General features: G+C 49.8%; 9 protein-coding genes. 8 read left to right on the top strand and 1 reads right to left on the bottom strand.

Annotated features, from left to right (window positions below; genetic code table 11):
- The 3 genes from J7438_RS22650 to J7438_RS27955 all read left to right on the top strand — a co-directional run.
- On the top strand, positions 1-948 hold a 948-nt coding region (locus tag J7438_RS22650), incomplete at its 5' end, for an ABC transporter permease (RefSeq protein WP_209278361.1).
- Positions 920-2584: an ABC transporter ATP-binding protein gene (locus J7438_RS22645; protein ID WP_286196840.1), complete on the top strand. Its 1665-nt coding sequence runs from the start codon at positions 920-922 to the stop codon at positions 2582-2584. The genes J7438_RS22650 and J7438_RS22645, both read left to right, overlap by 29 nt.
- Positions 2585-3059: 475 nt before the next feature.
- Positions 3060-3311, top strand: a complete 252-nt coding sequence (locus tag J7438_RS27955) for a hypothetical protein (protein WP_286196839.1) — start codon at positions 3060-3062, stop codon at positions 3309-3311.
- 58 nt (positions 3312-3369) lie between these two features.
- Here the strand turns inward: J7438_RS27955 and J7438_RS22635 are convergent, their stop codons facing one another.
- Complete coding sequence (locus J7438_RS22635) at positions 3370-3681, bottom strand: RNA recognition motif domain-containing protein (RefSeq protein ID WP_209278359.1); 312 nt, start codon at positions 3679-3681, stop codon at positions 3370-3372.
- Positions 3682-3926: 245 nt separating this feature from the next.
- Here J7438_RS22635 and J7438_RS22630 point away from each other — a divergent pair, with 245 nt between their 5' ends.
- From J7438_RS22630 to J7438_RS22610, 5 genes are all read left to right on the top strand, one after another.
- Complete coding sequence (locus J7438_RS22630) at positions 3927-6947, top strand: RAP domain-containing protein (RefSeq protein ID WP_209278358.1); 3021 nt, start codon at positions 3927-3929, stop codon at positions 6945-6947.
- A gap of 138 nt (positions 6948-7085) precedes the next feature.
- Complete coding sequence (locus tag J7438_RS22625; protein WP_209278357.1) at positions 7086-9974, top strand: RAP domain-containing protein; 2889 nt, start codon at positions 7086-7088, stop codon at positions 9972-9974.
- 81 nt (positions 9975-10055) lie between these two features.
- Positions 10056-12680 carry an RAP domain-containing protein gene (locus tag J7438_RS22620; RefSeq protein ID WP_209278356.1) on the top strand — a complete coding sequence of 875 codons (2625 nt, stop codon included), beginning with the start codon at positions 10056-10058 and terminating at the stop codon, positions 12678-12680.
- A gap of 177 nt (positions 12681-12857) precedes the next feature.
- Entirely contained in the window at positions 12858-16166 is a 3309-nt protein-coding gene (locus J7438_RS22615) for an RAP domain-containing protein (protein ID WP_209278355.1), read from the top strand.
- Between the two features lie 207 nt (positions 16167-16373).
- Positions 16374-19802, top strand: a complete 3429-nt coding sequence (locus tag J7438_RS22610) for an RAP domain-containing protein (RefSeq protein WP_209278354.1) — start codon at positions 16374-16376, stop codon at positions 19800-19802.
- Positions 19803-19811: the final 9 nt, after the last annotated feature.

Raw genomic sequence — 19811 nt, 5'->3', positions numbered from 1 at the left:
CTCTGGATATTCAGCATTCTCTTCGTCATAACCCTGCTGGCAGAGGTGGTGGCTAACGATAAGCCGCTGCTGCTCTGGTACGATGGCAGCCCCTATTTCCCGACCCTGGTCACCTATCCGGAAACCACCTTTGGCGGAGAGTTTGAACTGGAAATGGACTACCGACAGGAATTTGCCAAAGAACTGATCGAGCCCAAAGGATGGATGCTCTGGCCGCCCATTCGCTACAGTTACGACACCATTAATTATGCCCGTATTGCGCCCGCCCAACCTTCCCTTGACAACTGGCTGGGTACCGATGACCAGGGCCGTGATGTGCTGGCACGGGTGATTTACGGCTTCCGCATTTCGGTACTTTTCGGTTTGGCACTGACCTTCTTCAGTACCATCATCGGTGTTGCGGTTGGCGCTCTGCAAGGTTTTTACGGCGGCAAAATCGATTTATTCGGACAGCGTTTTATTGAAATCTGGTCCGGCATGCCCAATCTCTACCTGTTGATCATCCTTGCCAGTTTTGTCGAGCCGGGGTTCTGGTGGTTGCTGGGTATCATGCTGTTATTCCAATGGATGGCACTGGTGGATGTGGTGCGTGCCGAGTTTCTCCGGGGCAGAAATCTGGAGTATGTTCGTGCCGCCAGGGCCCTGGGAATGACCAATGGGCGCTTGATGTTCCGGCATATTTTACCCAACGCCATGATCGCCACGGTCACGTTTATGCCATTTATTCTGACAGGAGCCATTACTACCCTGACCTCCCTTGATTTCCTGGGTTTCGGCCTGCCGGCTGGCTCCCCTTCCCTTGGCGAGTTGATTGCCCAGGGCAAAAACAACCTTCAGGCACCCTGGCTGGGAATTACCGCATTTCTGGTCATGTCCATTATGCTGACGTTACTGGTGTTTATTGGTGAAGCATGCCGGGATGCGTTGGATCCGAGAAAATACTATTAAAGAGAACCGAACATTTATGGATAATCCATTATTGGCCATTAACAATCTCCGGATTGATTTTCAACAGGGTGAGAACCGTGTTGATGCCGTTAAAGGTGTGTCGTTCTCTGTCAATGCCGGAGAAACCGTTGGCCTGGTCGGTGAGTCCGGATCCGGCAAATCCATTACTGCCCTGAGCATCCTGCAGCTTCTTCCGGAAAATGCCCATTGCTCTGGAGAAATAGCGTTTGCCGATGAGGCCCTGCTGGGTTTTTCCAAATCACAAATGCGCAAAATTCGTGGCCATAAGATCAGTATGATCTTTCAGGAGCCAATGACAGCGCTCAATCCGCTGCATACCATTGAAAAGCAGATAGGCGAAGTACTAGCTATACACCTTGGCCTGCAAAACAATGAGGCAACGGCTAAGACACTGGAACTGCTGGAACTGGTTGGTATTCGTGATGCCAGTAACCGTTTAAAGGCCTATCCCCATGAGCTGTCCGGTGGACAGCGACAACGGGCCATGATTGCCATGGCCCTCGCCTGTGAACCAACACTGCTGATTGCCGATGAGCCAACCACCGCTCTGGATGTAACCGTGCAACGACAAATTCTCAGTCTGCTGGCGGACCTTCAGCAGAAACTGGGTATGGCCATTCTGTTTATCAGTCACGACCTTAACCTGATACGCCATGTTTCGGATCGAATCTGCGTGATGAAAGACGGTGAGATTGTTGAGCAGGGCATCACGAAATCCGTGTTCACAGCGCCTCAACACCCCTACACCATCGACCTGCTCAATGCCGAACCTGACGGAGAACCTGAACCTCTGAACGAACACCCCACGCCCCTGGTCACTGGCGAAAAGATCAAAGTCTGGTTCCCGATCAAAAAAGGGTTTTTCAAAAAAAACGTAGGCCATGTGAAGGCGGTCACTGATTTATCGCTCACCATTCACCAGGGCGAAACCCTGGGCATTGTTGGTGAGTCCGGTTCCGGTAAAACAACCCTGGGCATGGCACTGTTGAAACTGCAGACATCAGAGGGCCTGATCAGGTTTGAAGATACACGTATCGACACTATGAATCAGGACCAGTTCCGGCCACTGCGACGGGAAATGCAGATCGTGTTTCAGGATCCCTTTGGCAGTCTCAGCCCACGCATGACGGTTGCTGATATTGTTGGTGAAGGCCTTGATATACATAAACTGGCCACTGAAGCCAATCGTGAAGAACAGATCATCGCTGCATTGGATGATGTTGGCCTTGACCCGGAGTGTCGTCACCGTTATCCCCATGAGTTTTCCGGTGGCCAGCGCCAGCGTATCTCCATTGCCAGGGCTCTGGTGCTGAAACCCAGACTGATGGTGCTGGACGAGCCAACGTCCGCGCTGGACAGAACCGTCCAATCCCAGATCATCGATTTACTGCGCAACCTGCAGAAAAAATACCACCTGAGTTACATTTTTATCAGCCATGACCTGGCGGTGGTGAAAGCCATGAGTCATCGAATTGTCGTGATGCAGGGGGGAAAGATTGTCGAACAGGGAACTACCCGACAGATTTTTAACCAGCCTGTAGAAGCCTATACGCGAGAGTTAATCAGTGCTGCTTTTGAATCACAGAAAATTCCTCAGGAGGCTGACCGAGAATAGGCTTTCCTTTTTATTTGCCGAATTTTAGCGGGCACCTTCAGAATATACTCTTCATAGTTCCCGGTACCCGTAGGGAACCAAAACCAGATACAGATGTCAGCAGATACAATACAGATGTCAGAAATTGAAACAGTGATTTTTTTATATGGGTATTACTGACGGCGTTGGCTGTATAATCTGTCACGATTCAGCGCAATGCAGCCCCTTCAAACCAACGTGTGGGCATACTTTTGGCAGATCATGCATGCAGAGATGGATGGAAAGTTCTGGCCAAAGAAACTGCCTGACATGTACAAGACAATTAACTGATGATGAAGTAGAACAGATAAACCAAATCCCGTTGTCTGAGCGAGTAGTAAAAATTTCGATAAAAGCTATCCCAATCTTTGGCAGAACTGCCTCAATTTATCTCGGTGGTTTGTACGCTGGCTTTGCCAGTGGCGTGGTTCTTAACGGGTCCTTGAATCCTGCCTCAGTGATTGCAATTGCTGCGAATACTGCTGTGTTTATTCCTGTGGCTGCTATCGGGGCTCTCGGGGCTGCTGCTGATGCCCCAATAGGTTTAGTTACTGGTGCCGGGGCTGCTGCCGGGGCTTGTGGTGGCGTTGTATTTAATCATGCTGTAGCTACTTGTGGCGTGCTCAATGTTTCCGGTACTGTGGTTTGTCTCGGGGGAGCTACCATCGGAGCTGCCCTGGCTCTTTTGGCGTATGAGGCAAGAGAGTGAGCCGCACATACCCGTGAAGCTCACAGCACCGCTGCTGAAGTGATATCTGATTAAGTCATTAGCGGTTAAAATTGTTATTAAAAGACCTTGGCTGTCTTTTGGCTGAATCTCGCTGACCAGATTCCTTCTGCCGAGCGCCATTCACTCTTAATGGCCGCCCGGCTACTTCCTTGCCATCCATAGTTCTGGCGGCTTCCGCTTCCGTTTCTTTTTCAAAGGTGATGAATGCAAAGCCCCTTGAGCGCCCAGTCTCCCGGTCCCTCATCAGTTTGATATCTTCAATGACACCAAATGATTCAAAGGCCTGTTCAAGATCCTCTTCAACGGCGGTATACGCCAGGTTACCAATGTATAAAGTCCTTTTTTGCATGGAAAACTCTGGTTTTTCTCTAGGTTGAACGCAAGTCCTTGCGTAGAAAAGCAGTATCAACATCAAGATCAACAAAATGTAACAATGATCAGATTGTCACATCACACTGTTGTTGTCCACTGGCTTATCGGCAGCTTTCTTTTGATCATTAACAGACCAGGGAATTATAGACATTCCATCAAATGAACTTATGAACAGAACAGCAGTCTGCTTTTTATATTCTCATGAATTAATGAAATATAATTATGGATAGAAGCACTGCTGGTATCTGTGGTAAATACACAAGATCAGGCGATGATTACAACCAACCGGATGATCATGCCGCTTCTTCAAGGCATGGGCAATATAGACAGGTTACAGTCAGACGACGTGATAACTTCTCACGTACTACCCCGGGGCGCAATGAATTTTGCCACTCTTCTGGCGCACGGCCTTCTCAATACCTAATGCACCGTTCAATAAACCCTGCTGAAGATTTTAGTGCCCTCATCAGACAGGAAATAATGAATGATCTGATGAGTAAATCGGATCATTTCGGTCATCACTATGATGGGAGAAATCACGGGCAATATGCCAGTTTAATTAAAAAATACACGTCAGCGTCAAAAAGACCTTTAAATCCAGCGGAACAAAGCCAGCTGATACGTTTGCTACAAAATTTTTCAGTCACACAGAGCTGGAATTGGCGAAGCCTGACGACCACACTTTATTCATTTACTTCAGCGGGTGTTTTTACCCCTCATAAACCGATGGGTGAGCGTGTTAAACTTACTCAAGCTGCCTTACTATCAAAGCTACTTGATGCAACCATATTCAAGTGCAACCAAAAACCTCAAGCATGGGATATTGATGCCCAGGGAATCGCCAATCTGCTGTGGGCCATGGCAAAACTGGTGGACAACGGGCAGCAATGGACACCAGGGCTCAAAGAAGCTGTGGCCGCGCTGTTACCCCACGTGAACTCAGAGAAAAACCAGTTTATTCCTCAGCATATCGCCAACCTGCTGTGGGCCATGGCCAAACTGGTGGACAACGGGCAGCAATGGACACCAGGGCTCAAAGAAGCTGTGGCCGCACTGTTACCCCACGTGAACTCAGAGAAAAACCAGTTTATTCCTCAGCATATCGCCAACCTGCTATGGGCCTTGGCGAAACTGGTGGACAGCGGGAAGGGGTGGCCACCAGGGCTCAAAGAAGCTGTGGCCGAACTGTTGACCCAGGTGAACATACAGAAAGACCAATTTAATGCCCAGGCTATCGCCAACCTGCTGTGGGCCATGGCGAAACTGGTGGACAACGGGCAGGATCGGACATCAGAGCTCAACGAAGCCGTGGCCTCGCTGCTGTCCCTGGTAAACGCAAAGAAAGCTGACTTTAAACCACAGGAAATCTCCAACCTGCTGTGGGCCATGGCGAAACTGGTGGACAATGGGCAAGAGCGGACACCAGAGTTCAACGAAGCCGTGGCCGCACTGTTGCCCCAGGTCAACGAACAGAAAGACCAATTTAATCCTCAGGCTATCGCCAATCTGCTGTGGGCCATGGCGAAACTGTTGGACAACAAGCAGGAGCAGATACCAGGTCTCAAGAAGGCCATGGCCGCGCTGTTGCCCATCATGAACGCACAGAAAGACCAGTTTAATGCCCAGGGTATCGCCAACCTGATATGGGCCATGGCAAAACTGGCGGGCAACGGGCAGGAGCGGACACCAGAGCTCAACAAGGTCCTGGCCGCAGTGTTGCCCCATGTGAACGCACAGAAAACTCACTTTAAAGCACAGGAAATCGCCAACCTGCTGTGGGCCATGGCAAAACTGGTGGACAACGGGCAGGAGCTGACACCAGAGTTGAAAGAAGCTGTGGCCGCGCTGTTACCTCAAGTAAATGCACAGAAAGCTAACTTTAAACCACAGGAAATCGCCAACCTGCTGTGGGCCATGGCCAAACTGGTGGACAACGGGCAGCAATGGACACCAGGGCTCAAAGAAGCTGTGGCCGCACTGTTACCCCACGTGAACTCAGAGAAAAACCAGTTTATTCCTCAGCATATCGCCAACCTGCTATGGGCCTTGGCGAAACTGGTGGACAGGCAGGACCTGACACCAAGGTTCAACGAGGCCGTGGTTACGCTGTTGCCCCACGTGAACGTACAGAAAGACCAATTTAAAGCCCAGGGTATCGCCAACCTGATGTGGGCCTTGGCAAAACTGGTGGACAACGGCCAGGAGCAGACACCAGAACTCAACGAAGCCGTGGCAGCGCTGTTGCCCCATGTGAACGCACAGAAAACTCACTTTAAACCACAGGAAATCACCAACCTGCTGTGGGCCATGGCCAAACTGGTGGACAACGGCCAGGAGCGGACACCAGAACTCAACGAAGCCATAGCCGTGCTGTTGTCCCACGTGAACGCACAGAAAACTCATCTTAAACCACAGGAAATTGCCAACCTGCTGTGGGCCATGGCGAAACTCGGTGAGTTCGTTGAGCTGAACATGGCTACCTCTACGTTCGAATCCCTTGTCTACCAAATCAGTTACAACCCTCAGTTCACTCACCACGCCATATTGATGTCTCTCTGGGGAGTCATGGTATGCTGTGCCAGATTGTCTCTGGACTCCAATACCAATAGAAATCATGTGCTTGAAAAGCACATGGATGACCTGTTTACTCGCCTGGAAAATATATCCCCGGTCAATGAAGAGGATCAATCCATCCTTGCCATGGCCGCATGTTGGCTTGGAAAACCATGTCCGGTCACCCCCTATTACCAGACAACCACTTCAAAATATCAGACCATCTTCCGCAATCAACTCCAATCTCGCATTCCCTCTTTGAAAATTGAAGAAGAAAAGAGTCTGCATTCATTACCTCCAGTTGATCTGCTACTGCCAGATCACAACATTATTATTGAAGTTCAGGGACCATCTCATTACGTCAGTGGTGATTTCAAAACCCGGAATGGTTCAACTCTGCTTAAAATCGCACTCCTGAGAAAATCAGGATTTGAGGTCATTGAAATCCCGGTGAACGAGTTTTGGAACAAAGGTTTAATGAATAGATGTATTGATCAAATAAAGACCAGGGTAGACACCCCGGCACAAGATCATGGTGCTGTATCATTTAACATCGGGTGGACAGAAGAGGCCAAGGTTACTGCCAATAAAGGATGGCAATTCTCAGATCACTCTTACTTAACGGCCGAAGAACATTCAGAACAGCAAACACGCAAACCAAAAAGAAAAAGGAAGAGAAAAAGAAGGTAATAACCTCTTCCCTTTCATGGTAATAACCTCTTCCCTTTCATTATGGTTCCTGAACCATGTTCACATTCCAGCAAAATGAACTTCTGAACAGAATCGCAGTCTGCTTTTTATATTTTCATGAACTAATGAAATGTAATTATGGATAGAAGCACTGCTGGTATCCGTGGTAAATACGCAAGGTCAGGTAATGATTATCACCAACCGGATAACCATGCCGCTTCTTCAAGGCATGGGCAATACAGACAGGGTACAGTCAGACGGCGGGATCATTCCTCCCGCACTACCCCGGGGCGTAACGAATCTTACCACTCTTATGACGCACGCTCTTCTCAATATTTACTGTGCCGTTCAGTACACCCTGCTCCAGATTTTAATGCCCTCATTAAACAGGAAATAATGGATGACCTGCTGAAAAAATCGGATCGTTTCGGTTATCGCTATGATGGGAGGAATCACGGGCAATATGCCAGTTCAATTAAAAAATACTCATTAGCTGTTAAACGACCGTTAAATCGAGCTGAACAAAGCCAGCTGCTACGTTTGCTGCAACATTTTACCGCAGCACGCAGCTGGAATTGGCTAAGCCTGTCGACAACACTTCATTCATTGACTTCAGCAGGTGTTTTTACCACTCATAAGCCCATGGATGAGCGCGTCAAGCTTACTCAAGCGAACATATTGTCAACGCTATTTGATGCAATAATATTCAAGTGCCATCAAACATCTGAAGTCAGGTATATTGATAATCAGGGAATTGCCAACCTGCTGTGGGCCATGGCGAAAATGGTGGACTTGGGGCAGGATCAGACACCAGAGCTGAAACAGGCCGTGGCCGCGCTATTGTCCCTGTTAAACGCCCGGAAAAACAATTTTAATCCACAGGAAATCGCCAATCTGCTGTGGTCCATTGCGAAACTGGCGGACAAAGGACAGAAGCAGACACCAGAACGCAAAGAAGCCCTGGCTACCCTGTTGCCCCATGTAAACGCACAGAAAGCTAACTTTAAGCCACAGGAAATCGCCAACATACTCTGGGCCCTGGCGAAACTGGTGGACAACGGCCAGCAGCAGACACCAGCGTTGAAACAGGCTTTAGCTGCGCTGTTACCCCACATAAATGCACCGAAAGCTAACTTCAAGCCACGAGAAATCGCCATCCTGCTGTGGGCCATGGCGAAACTGGTGGACAACGGGTATAAGCAGACACCGGAACTCAACGAGGCCCTGGCTGCGCTGTTGCCTCATGTGAACGCACTGAAAGACCAATTTGCTGCCCAGGGTATCGCCAACCTGGTGTGGGCCATGGCGAAACTGGTGGACAACGGGCAGGAATGGACACCAGAACTCGAAGAGGCTCTGGCCGCGCTATTACCACATGTGAACGCGCGCAAAGCTAACTTTACACCACAGGAAATCGCCAATCTGCTGTGGGCCATGGCAAAACTGGTGAACAACGGGCTGGAGCGGACGCCAGAGTTCAAAATGACCGTGGTCGCGCTGCTGCCCCACGTGAGCGCACATAAAGACCAATTTATTCCTCAGCATATCGCCAACCTGCTGTGGGCCATAGCGAAACTGGTGGACAATGAGCAGGAGCGAACACCAGCGCTCAATAAGGCCGTGGTCAGGCTGTTGCCCCACGTGAGCGCACAGAGAGACCAATTTATTCCTCAGCATATCGCCAACCTGCTGTGGGCCATAGCGAAACTGGTAGACAACGAACAGGAGTGTGCACCGGGGCTTAGAGAGGCTGTGGTCGCGCTGTTGCCCCTCGTGAACGCACAGAAAGCTAACTTTAAACCACAGGAAATTGCCAATCTGATGTGGTCCATTGCAAAACTGGTGGACAACGGGCAGAAGCGTACACCAGAACTCAACCATGCTGTGGCCGCGCTGCTGCCCCGCGTGAAAGTACAGAAAGACAATTTTACTGCCCATAGTATCGCCAACCTGCTGTGGGCCATGGCGAAACTGGTGGACAACGGGCAGGACATGACCTCAGGGCTAAACGACGCCATAGCCGCGCTGTTGCCCCACGTCAACGCACAGAAAGCTAACTTTAAACCACAGGGTATCGCCAACCTGCTGTGGGCCTTGGCGAAGCTGATGGATAACGGAAAGGAGCGAACACCAGAGTTCAATGAGGTCGTAGCCACGTTGTTGCCCCTCGTGAACGCACAAAAAGCTAACTTTAAACCCCAGGCTATTGCCAACCTGCTGTGGGCCATGGCAAAACTGGTGGAAAACGGGCAGGAGCAGACACCAGAGTTCAACAAAGCCGTGGCCGCTCTGTTACTCCTCGTGAACGCACAGAAAGACCAATTTACTCCTCAGCATATTGCCAACCTGCTGTGGGCCATGGCGAAACTGGGTGAGTTCGTTGATCTGAACGTGGCTATGGCCACGTTTGAGCCTCTTGTCCACCGAATCAGTAAAAACCCTCATGTCTCTCTCAAGGCAATATTGATGTCTCTCTGGGGAGTAATGGTATGCTGTGCCAGGTTGTTTCTGGTCTCTAAGGCCAATAAAAATAATGTGTTTGAAAAGCACATGGATGACCTGTTTACTCGCCTGGAAAATACATCCCCGGACAACGATGAGGATAAACGCGTCATTGCCATGGCCGCAAGTTGGCTCGGGAGACCCTGTCCGGTTACCCCCCATTACCGGATAGTCGTCTCACAACCTCAAACCGGCTTCCGCGAACAACTCCAATCACGCATTCCCTCTTTGAAGATTGAAGAAGAAAAGTGTCTGAACTCATTGCCTCCGGTTGACCTATTACTGCCGGATTACAACATGGTTATTGAAATTCAGGGACCCACTCATTATGTGAGTGGTGATTTCAATACCAAGAATGGTTCGACTCTGCTTAAAATCGCCCTGCTGAAAAAATCAGGATTTGAGGTCATTGAAATCCCGGTTAACCAGCTTTGGAACCTGGATTCAATGAAACTGTGTATTAATCACATAAAGACCAGGGTAGACATCCGGGCACAAGGGCATGGTTCTGTATCCATTACTTAACCCGGATATTTCATCAGTATGAACTTCTGAACATAGCAGTAGTCTGCTTTTTATATTTTCATGAATTAATGAAATGTAATTATGGATAGAAGCTCTGCTGGTATCAGTGGTCAATACGCCAGGTCAGATAATGATTTCTACCAACCAAATGACCATGCCGCATCTTCAAGGCATGGACGATATAGAGATGCCACAGTCAGACAATGGGATAATCCTCCCCGCACCGCCACGAGACGCAATGAATTTTACCCTTCTTCTGCCGCATGCTCTTCTCAATATCTGCTGCGCCGTTCAGTAAACTCTGCTCAAGATTTTAATGCTCTCACCAAACAGAAAATAATGGATGACCTGGTGAGTCAATCGGAGCGTGTCGGTCATCGCTATAAAGGGAGAAATCACGGGCAATATGCCAATTCAATAAAAAACTACACGTCAGCTGCTAAAAGACCGTTAAATCGAGCTGAACAAAGCCAGCTGATGCGTTTGCTACAAAATTTCACAGCAAAACGGAGCTGGAATTGGCGAAGCCTGACGACAACATTTCACTCATTTACTTCAGCGGGTATTTTTACCCCTCATAAACCCATGGATCCGCGTGTTAAGCGTACACAAGCTGTCTTATTGTCAACACTACTGGATGCAATAACATTCAAGTGCAACCAAAAAGCTGAAGCATGGGATATTGATGTCCGGGGAATCGCCAACCTGCTGTGGGCCATGGCGAAACTGGTGGACAACGGCCAGGAGTTGACACCAGAGCTCAACGAGGCTGTGGCCGCGCTGTTGCCTCACGTGAACGCACTGAAAGACCAATTTATACCTCAGAATACCGCTAACCTGCTGTGGGCCATGGCGAAACTGGTGAATAACGGTCAGGAACGGACACCAGGATTCAAAGAGACCGTGGCCGCGCTGTTACCCAACGTGAACGTACAAAAAGATGACTTTAAACCTCAGGGCATCGTCAACCTGCTGTGGGCCATGGCGAAACTGGTGGACAATGGGCAGGAGCAGACACCGGACCTCAACAAGGCCGTAGCCGCGCTGTTGCTCCACGTGAACGCACAGAAAGACCAGTTTAATGCCCAGGGTATCGCCAATCTGTTGTGGGCCATGGCAAAACTGGTGGACTTAGGGCAGGAGCGAACACCAGAGCTCAACGAGGCTGTAGCCGCGCTGTTGCCGCTCGTGAACGCAAGGGAAGCTTACTTTAAACCACAGGAAATCGCTAATCTGCTGTGGGCCATGGTGAAACTGGTGAACAACGGGCAGGAGTGGACACCAGAGCTCAACGAGGCCATGGCCAGGCTGTTGCTCCACGTAAACGCACAGAAAGCTAACTTTACACCACAGGGTATCGCCATCCTGCTGTGGACTATGGCGAAACTGTTGGACAACGGGCAGGAGCAGACACCGGGGCTCAAAGAAGCGATGGCAGCGCTGTTGCCCCTCGTGAACGTACAGAAAGCTAACTTTAAATCACAGGCTATCGCCAACCTGCTGTGGGCCATGGCAAAACTGGTGGACAACGGGAAGGAACAGACACCAGGGCTCAAAGAGGCCGTGGCCGCTCTGTTGCCCCGCGTGAACGTACAGAAAGCTAACTTTAACCCGAAGCAAATCGCCAATCTGCTGTGGTCCATGGTGAAACTGGTGGACAACGGGCAGGAGTGGATACCGGGGCTCATAGAGGCCTTGGCCGCGCTGTTACCTCTCGTGAACGCAAATATAGCTGACTTTAACCCACAGGAAATCGCCAACCTGCTGTGGGTCATGGCGAAACTGCTGGACAATGGGCAGGAGCAAACAGCAGAACTCAACAACGCCGTGGCCTCGCTGTTGCCTCACGTGAACGCAATGAAAGGCCAATTTAATGCCCGGGATATTGCCAACTTGCTATGGGCCATGGCGAAACTGATGGAAAACGGGCAGGAGCAGACACCAGAGCTCAATAAGTCTATGGCCGCGCTGTTGCCCCTCGTGAACGAACAGAAAGACCAATTTATTCCTAAGCATATCGCCAACCTGCTGTGGGCCATGGCGAAAATGGGTGAGCTCGTTGAGCTGAACGTGTTTACCTCTACGTTCGAATCGCTTGTCTGCAAAATCAGTGAAAAACCTCAGCTCTCTCAGCAAGACATATTTATGTCTCTCTGGGGGGTAATGGTCTGCTGTGCCAGGTTGACCCTGGTCTCAGATCCCAATAAAAATAATGCGCTTGAAAAGCACATGGATGCCCTTTTTACTCGCCTGGAAAATACATATCCAGACAATCACGAGGATCAATCCATGATGGCCATGGCCGCAAGTTGGCTTGGCAAAGCGTGTCCGGTCATCCCCCATTACCGGACTACCATGTCAAAACGTCAATCTGACTTTCGCGATCTACTCCAATCACGCATTCCCTCTTTGCAGATTGAAGAAGAAAAAAGTCTGAACTCATTACCTCCGGTTGACCTGCTGCTGCCAGATCACAACATGGTAATTGAAATTCAGGGACCTTCTCATTACGTGGGTGGTGATTTCAAAACCAGGAATGGTTCGACTCTGCTTAAAATCACACTGCTGCAAAAATCAGGATTTGAGGTTATAGAAATCCCGGTTAACCAGCTTGAGAACCGGGATTTCATGAAACAATGCTTTGATCAAATAATCACCAGGGTGAACATCCCACTACAGGGACATGGCTCAGTATCACTTATTTAAAAGCGGTAAAAATGAGCTATGTGTTACTGTCGATAAAGATAAAGGATGGCAACACTGTAACTTAACCGCCGAAAAACATTCAGCAGAGCAACCAAGTATACCAAAAAGTAAAAAATGAACTTCTGAACCGAACAGCAGTCTGCTTTTTATATTTCCATGAATTGATGAAATGTAATTATGGATAGAAGCTCTGCTGGTATCAGTGGTAAATACGCAAGATCCGATAAAAATTACAACCAGCCGAATGACCATGCTGCTTCTTCAAGGCATGGGCGATATAGACATTGTACAGTCAGACAATGGGATAATCCCCCTCGCACTACCTCGGGGCGTAATGAACTTTACCGTTCTTCTGGCACACGCTCTTCTCAATATCTACAGTACCGTTCAGTAAACCCTGCTGAGGATTTTAATGCTCTGATCAAACAGGAAATAATGGCTGGCCTGGTGAGCACATCTGATCGTTTCGGTCGTTCCTATGATGGGAGAAATCACAGTCAATATGCCAGTTCAATTAAAAAATACACGTCAGCTGCTAAAAGACCGCTCAATCAAGAGGAACAAGGCCAGCTGATGCGTTTTCTGCAAAATTTTACAGCAACACGGAGTTGGAGTTGGCGAAGCCTGTCAACAACACTTCATTCATTGACTTCAGCCGGTGTTTTTACCCCTCATAAACCCATGCATGAATGTGCAAAGCTTACTCAAGCTGCCTTATTGTCCAACCTGCTTGATGCAATAATATTCAAGTGCAACCAAAAACCTCAAGCCAGGGATATTGATGGCCCGGGAATCGCTAACCTGCTGTGGGCCATGGCAAAACTTGTGAGTAATGGGCAAGAGTGGACATCAGGGTTCAAAGAGGCCCTGGCTGCGCTGTTACCCCACGTGAACGCACAGAGAGACCAATTTATTCCTCAGCATATCGTCAACCTGCTGTGGGCCATGGCGAAGCTGGTGGATAATGGACAGGGACGAACACCAGAGCTCAAAGAGGCAGTGGCCGCGCTGTTGCCCCACGTGAACGCAAAGAAAGACCAATTTAATGCTCAGGGTATCGCCAACCTGCTGTGGGCCATGGCGAAACTGGTGGACAACGGGCAGAAGCTGACACCAGGGCTTAACAAGGCTGTGGCCGCTCTGTTGCCCCACGTAAAAATACAGAAAGACCAATTTATCCCTCAGCATATCGCCAACCTGCTGTGGGCCATGGCGAAACTGGTGGACAACGGGAAGGAGCAGACACCAGAGTTAAAAGAGACCCTGACCGCGCTGTTGCCCCACGTGAACAGACAGAAAGCTCACTTTAAACCACAGGAAGTCACCAACCTGCTATGGGCCATGGCGAAACTGGTAGACAATGGGCAGGAGCGGACACCAGAGCTCAAAAAGGCCATGTCCGCGCTGTTGTCCCGGGTGAACGTACAAACAGCTAACTTTAAACCCCGGGAAATCGCCAACCTGCTGTGGGCCATGGCGAAACTGGTGGACAACGGGCAGGAGCGAACACCAGAACTTGAAGAGGCCATGGCCGCGCTTTTGCCCTGTGTGAAAGCACAGAATGACCAATTTAATGCCCAGGCTATCGCCAACCTGCTGTGGACTATGGCGAAACTGGTGGACAACGGTCAGGAACGAACAACAGAACTCGAAGAGGCCGTGGCCGCGCTTTTGCCCTGCGTGAACACACAGAAAGCTCACTTTAAACCACAGGAAGTCACCAACCTGCTATGGGCCATGGCGAAACTGTTAGACAACAGGCAGGAGCGGACACCCGAACTCAACGAGGCCGTGACCGCGCTGTTGCCCAACGTGAATGCAAAGAAAGACCAATTTATTCCTCAGCATATCGCCAACCTGGTATGGGCCATGGCGAAACTGATGGACAACGGGCAGGAGCTGACACCAGGGCTTAACGAGGCCATGGCCGCGCTGTTGCCCCACGTGAAAATACACAAAGACCAATTTATCCCTCAGCATATCGCCAACCTGCTGTGGGCCATGGCGAAACTGGTGGACAACGGGCAGGAGCGAACACCTGGGCTCTACAAGGCCGTGGCTGTGCTGTTGCCCCACATAAACGCACAGAAAGATCAATTTAATGCTCAGGGTATCGCCAACCTTCTGTGGGCAGTGGCAAAACTGGCAGTCAACAGGCAAAACTGGTCACCAAGGTTCAAAGCGGTCGTGGCCGCGATATTGCCTCGCGTGAGCGCACAGAAAGACCAATTTATTCCTCAGGATATTGCCAGCTTGCTGTGGGTCATGGTGAAATTGGTGGACAATGGCCAGGAGCGGACACCAGAGTTCAAAGAGGCCATGGCCACGTTGTTGGCCCTCGTGAATACACAGAAAGACCAATTTAGTGCCCAGCATATTGCCAACCTTCTGTGGGCCATGGCGAAACTGGTGGATAACGGGCAAGAGCAGACACCAGGGCTAAACGAGGCCGTAGCCGCGCTGCTACCCCACGTGAACACACAGAAAGACCAATTTATTCCTCAGAATATCGCCAACCTGCTTTGGGCCATGGCAAAACTGGTGGGCAACGGACAGGAACAGAGACCAGGGCTCAAAGAGGCCATAGCCGCACTGTTGCACCACGTGAACGTACAGAAAGCTAATTTTAAACCACAGGAAATCGCTAACCTGCTGTGGGCCACGGCGAAAATGGGTGAGCTCATTGAGCTGAACATGGTTACCTCTACCTTCAAATCACTTGTCTACCGAATCCGTGAAAACCCTCAGTTCTCTCAGCAAGATATATGGATGTCTCTCTGGGGAGTCATGGTATGCTGTGCCAGGTTCTCTCTGGTCTCCAATGCCAATAAAAATAACTGGCTTGAAAAGCTCATAGATGGACTGTTTACTCGCCTGGAAAATACGTTCCCAGACAATGAGGAGGATCAACGCACCATGGCCATGGCCGCCAGTTGGCTTGGCAGAGCCTGTCCGTTCGTCCCCCATTACCAGACAACCATTTCAAAACCTCAAACCGACTTCCGCACTCAACTCCAATCATGCATTCCATCTTTGCAGATTGAAGAAGAAAAGAGTCTGAACTCATTGCCTCCGGTTGACCTGCTGCTGCCAGATCACAACATTGTCATTGAAGTTCAGGGACCGTCTCATTACGTGAGTGATGATTTCAAAACCAGGAATGGTTCGACTCTGCTTAAAATCGCACTGTTGCAAAAATCAGGATTTGAGGTCATTGAAATCCCGGTTAACATGCTTTGGAATCAGGATTCGATGAAACAATGCATTGATCAAATAAAAACCAGAGTAGATATCCCGCCACCAGGTCATGGCTCTGCATCACTTAAAAGTGGGGGGGCAGATGAGGCATACGTTACTGCCGATAAAGGCTGGCAAGACCACTGTTACTTAACCGCCAAAAAACATTCGAAAAAGCAAACAGGCAAACCAAAAAATAGAAAAAAGAAGATAAAAAAACAGCCAGTCATCTCCTCGCTCCCATCATGACTCAAGAGCCGTTTTCACATTCCATGGAAGGTGTCCAGTGTTGAGGACCTGTTGCCCTCTCGCCCCGGATGATTTGAACATAGGGGACTGGTGGCATCGTAGATGTAGATAGGCTTCCCCAACTACTTAGACCATCCAGCAAAATGAACTTCTGAACAGAACAGCAGTCTGTTTTTTTATATTTTCATGAATTGATGAAATGTAATTATGGATAGAAGCTCTGCTGGTATCAGTGGTAAATACGCAAGATCCGATAAAGATTACAACCAGCCGGATGACCATCCCGGATATTCAAGGCGTGGGCGATATAGAGATGCCACAGTCAGACAATGGCATAATCCCCCACGCAACACCCCGAGGCGTAATGGATTTTACCATTCTTCTGGTGCATACACTTCTCAATATCTGCAGAGCCGTTCAGTAAACCCTGCTCAAGATTTTAATGCTCTCATCAAGCAGGAAATAATGGATGGTTTGCTGAGTAGATCGGGTCGTTTCGGTCATCGCTATGATGGGAGAAATCACGGTCTATATGCCAATTCAATCAAACAATACACGTCAGCTGCTAAAAGACCGTTAAACCAGACGGAACAAAGCCAGCTGATACGTTTGCTGCAAAATTTTACCGTAACACGGAGTTGGAGTTGGCGAAGCCTGTCAACAACACTTCATGCCTTGGCTTCAGCGGGTGTTTTTACCCCTTATAGACCCATGGATGAGCGTGTTAAGCACACTCAAACGGCCCTACTGTCCTTGCTACTGGATACAATGATATTCAAGTGCAACCGAAAAGCTGAAGCATGGGATATTGATGCCCGGGGAATCGCCAACCTGCTCTGGGCCATGGCGAAACTGGTGGACAACGGGCAGGAGCAAACACCAGTACTCAAAGAGGCTGTGGCCGCGCTGTTGCCCCAGATAAACGCACAGAAAGCCCACTTTAAACCACAGGCTATCACCAACCTGCTGTGGGCCATGGCAAAACTGGTGGACAAAGGGCAGGAGCCGACACCAGAAATCAAAAAGGCCGTGGCCGCGCTGTTGCCCCATGTGAATGCACAGAAAGACCAGTTTATTCCTCAGCATATCACCAACCTGCTGTGGTCCATGGCGAAACTGGTGGACAACGGCCAGGAGTGGACACCAGGGCTCAACGAGGTCGTGGCCGCTCTGCTGCCCTGTGTAAAAGCACAGAAAGACCATTTTATTCCTCAGCATACCGCTAACCTGCTGTGGGCCATGGCGAAACTGGTGGACAACGGTCAGAAGTGGGTACCAGGGCTCCAAGAGTCTGTGGCCGTGTTGTTGCCCCGGGTAAACGAACAGAAAGACCAATTTATTCCTCAGGGCATAGCCAATCTGCTGTGGGCCATGGCGAAACTGCTGGACAACGGGCAGGAGCACACACCAGGGCTCAACGAGGCCGTGGCCGCGCTGTTGCCACGCGTGAATGCAAAGAAAGACCAATTTATTCCTCAGCATACCGCTAACCTGCTGTGGGCCATGGCGAAACTGGTGGACAATAGTCAGAAGTGGGTACCAGGGCTCAAAGAGGCTGTGGCCGTGTTGTTGCCCCACGTAAACGTACAGAAAGACCAATTTATTCCTCAGGGCATTGCCAACCTGCTGTGGGCCATGGCGAAACTGCTGGACAACGGGCAGGAGCGCACACCAGGGCTTAACCAGGCCGTAGCCGCGCTGTTGCCCCACGTGAGCGCACAGAAAGACCAATTTAATGCCCAGGACATCGCCAACCTTGTGTGGGCTATGGCGAAACTGGTGGACATCGGGCAGCAGCGGACACCGGATCTCAACGAGGCCGTGGCCGCGCTTTTGCCCCATGTGAACGGACAGAAAGACCAATTTATTCCTCAGCATATCGCCAATCTTCTGTGGGCCGTGGCGAAACTGGTTGACAACGGGCAGGAGCGGACACCAGAGCTAAACGAAGCCGTGGCCACGCTGTTACCCCACGTGAATGCAAAGAAAGACCAATTTAATCCTCAGCATATCGCCAACCTGCTGTGGGCCGTGGCGAAACTGGTGGACAACGGGCAGGAGCGAACACCAGAGCTCGAAGAGGCCATGGCCGCGCTTTTGCCCTACGTGAACGCACAGAAAGACCAATTTAATGCCCAGGCTATCGCCAGCCTGCTCTGGGCTATGGCGAAACTGGTAGACAATGGGCAGAAGCAGACACCAGAGTTCAACGAGGCCGTGGCCGCGATTTTGCCCTGCGTGAACGCACAGAAAGACCAATTTAATGCCCAGGCTATCATCAACCTGCTCTGGGCCATGGCGAAACTGGTGGACAACAAGCAGGAGTGGATACCAGGGCTCAGCGAGGCCGTGGCCGCACTGTTACCCCAAATTAACGCACAGAAGGACCAATTTAATGCTCAGGGTATCGCTAATCTGCTGTGGGCCATGGCGAAACTGGTAGACAACGGCCAGGAGCAGACACCAGAGTTCAACGAAGCTGTGGTCCGGCTGTGGCCCCACGTGAACGAAAAGAAAGAGCAATTTATTCCTCAGCATATCGCCAACCTGCTGTGGGCCATGGCGAAACAGGTGGACAACGGCCTGCAACAGACACCAGTACTTAAAAAAGCTTTAGCCGCGCTGTTGCCCCAAGTGCACGCAAATAAAACCACCTTTACACCACAGGCAATTGCCAACCTGCTTTGGGCCATGACGAAACTGGTGGACAACGGAGAGTGGACACCAGCGCTTAAAGAAGCCGTGTCCACGCTGCTGCCCTGCGTAAACCCACAGAAAGACCAATTTGATCCTCAGCAAGTCGCCAACCTGCTGTGGGCCATGGCGAAGCTGGGTGAACTCGTTGAGCTGCACGTGGTTATCTCTACGTTCGAATCGTTCCTCAGCCGATTCAGTGACAACTCTCAGCTCTCTCAACAATTCATATTGATGTCTCTCTGGGGAGTCATGGTATGTTGTGCCAGGTTGTCTCTGGCCCCTAATGCTATTAAAAATAACGTGCTTGAAAAGCATCTGGATGACCTGTTTACTCGCCTGGAAAATACATCCCCGGACAATGAAAAAGATCAACGCACCATTGCCATGGCCGCCAGTTGGCTTGGGAGAGCGTGTCCGATCGTTCCTCATTACCAGGCAATCATTTCAAAACCTCAAGCCGACTTTTGCGATCAACTCCAATCATGCATGCCCTCTTTGAAGGTTGAACAAGAAAAAAGCCTTAACTCATTGCCTCCTGCTGACCTGTTCCTGCCAGATCACAAAATAGTTGTTGAAATTCAGGGACCGTTTCATTACGTCAGTAATGATTTTAAAATCAGGAATGGTTCAACTCTGCTTAAAATAGCACTGCTGAAAAAATCAGGATTTGAGGTCATTGAAATCCCGGTTAACCAGCTTTGTAGCCAGAATTCAATGCAACTATACATTGATCAAATAAAGACCAGAGTGGACATCCCGCCACAGGGGCATGGCTATGTATCACCTGACATCGGATCGGTAGAGGAGACAAACGTTACCGCCGATAAAGGGCGACAATCCCCAGATCACTGTTATTTAACCGCCGAAGAAAATTCAGAAAAGCACACAGACAAACCAAAAAACAGAAAGAAAAAGAGAAAAAGAAAAAAAAGGCACTAACCACTTCCC

Origin of the sequence: Thalassotalea sp. G20_0, from assembly GCF_017744175.1 — a bacterium.
GTDB lineage: Bacteria > Pseudomonadota > Gammaproteobacteria > Pseudomonadales > Endozoicomonadaceae > Endozoicomonas.
This window is presented reverse-complemented; position numbering and strand designations above follow the sequence as displayed.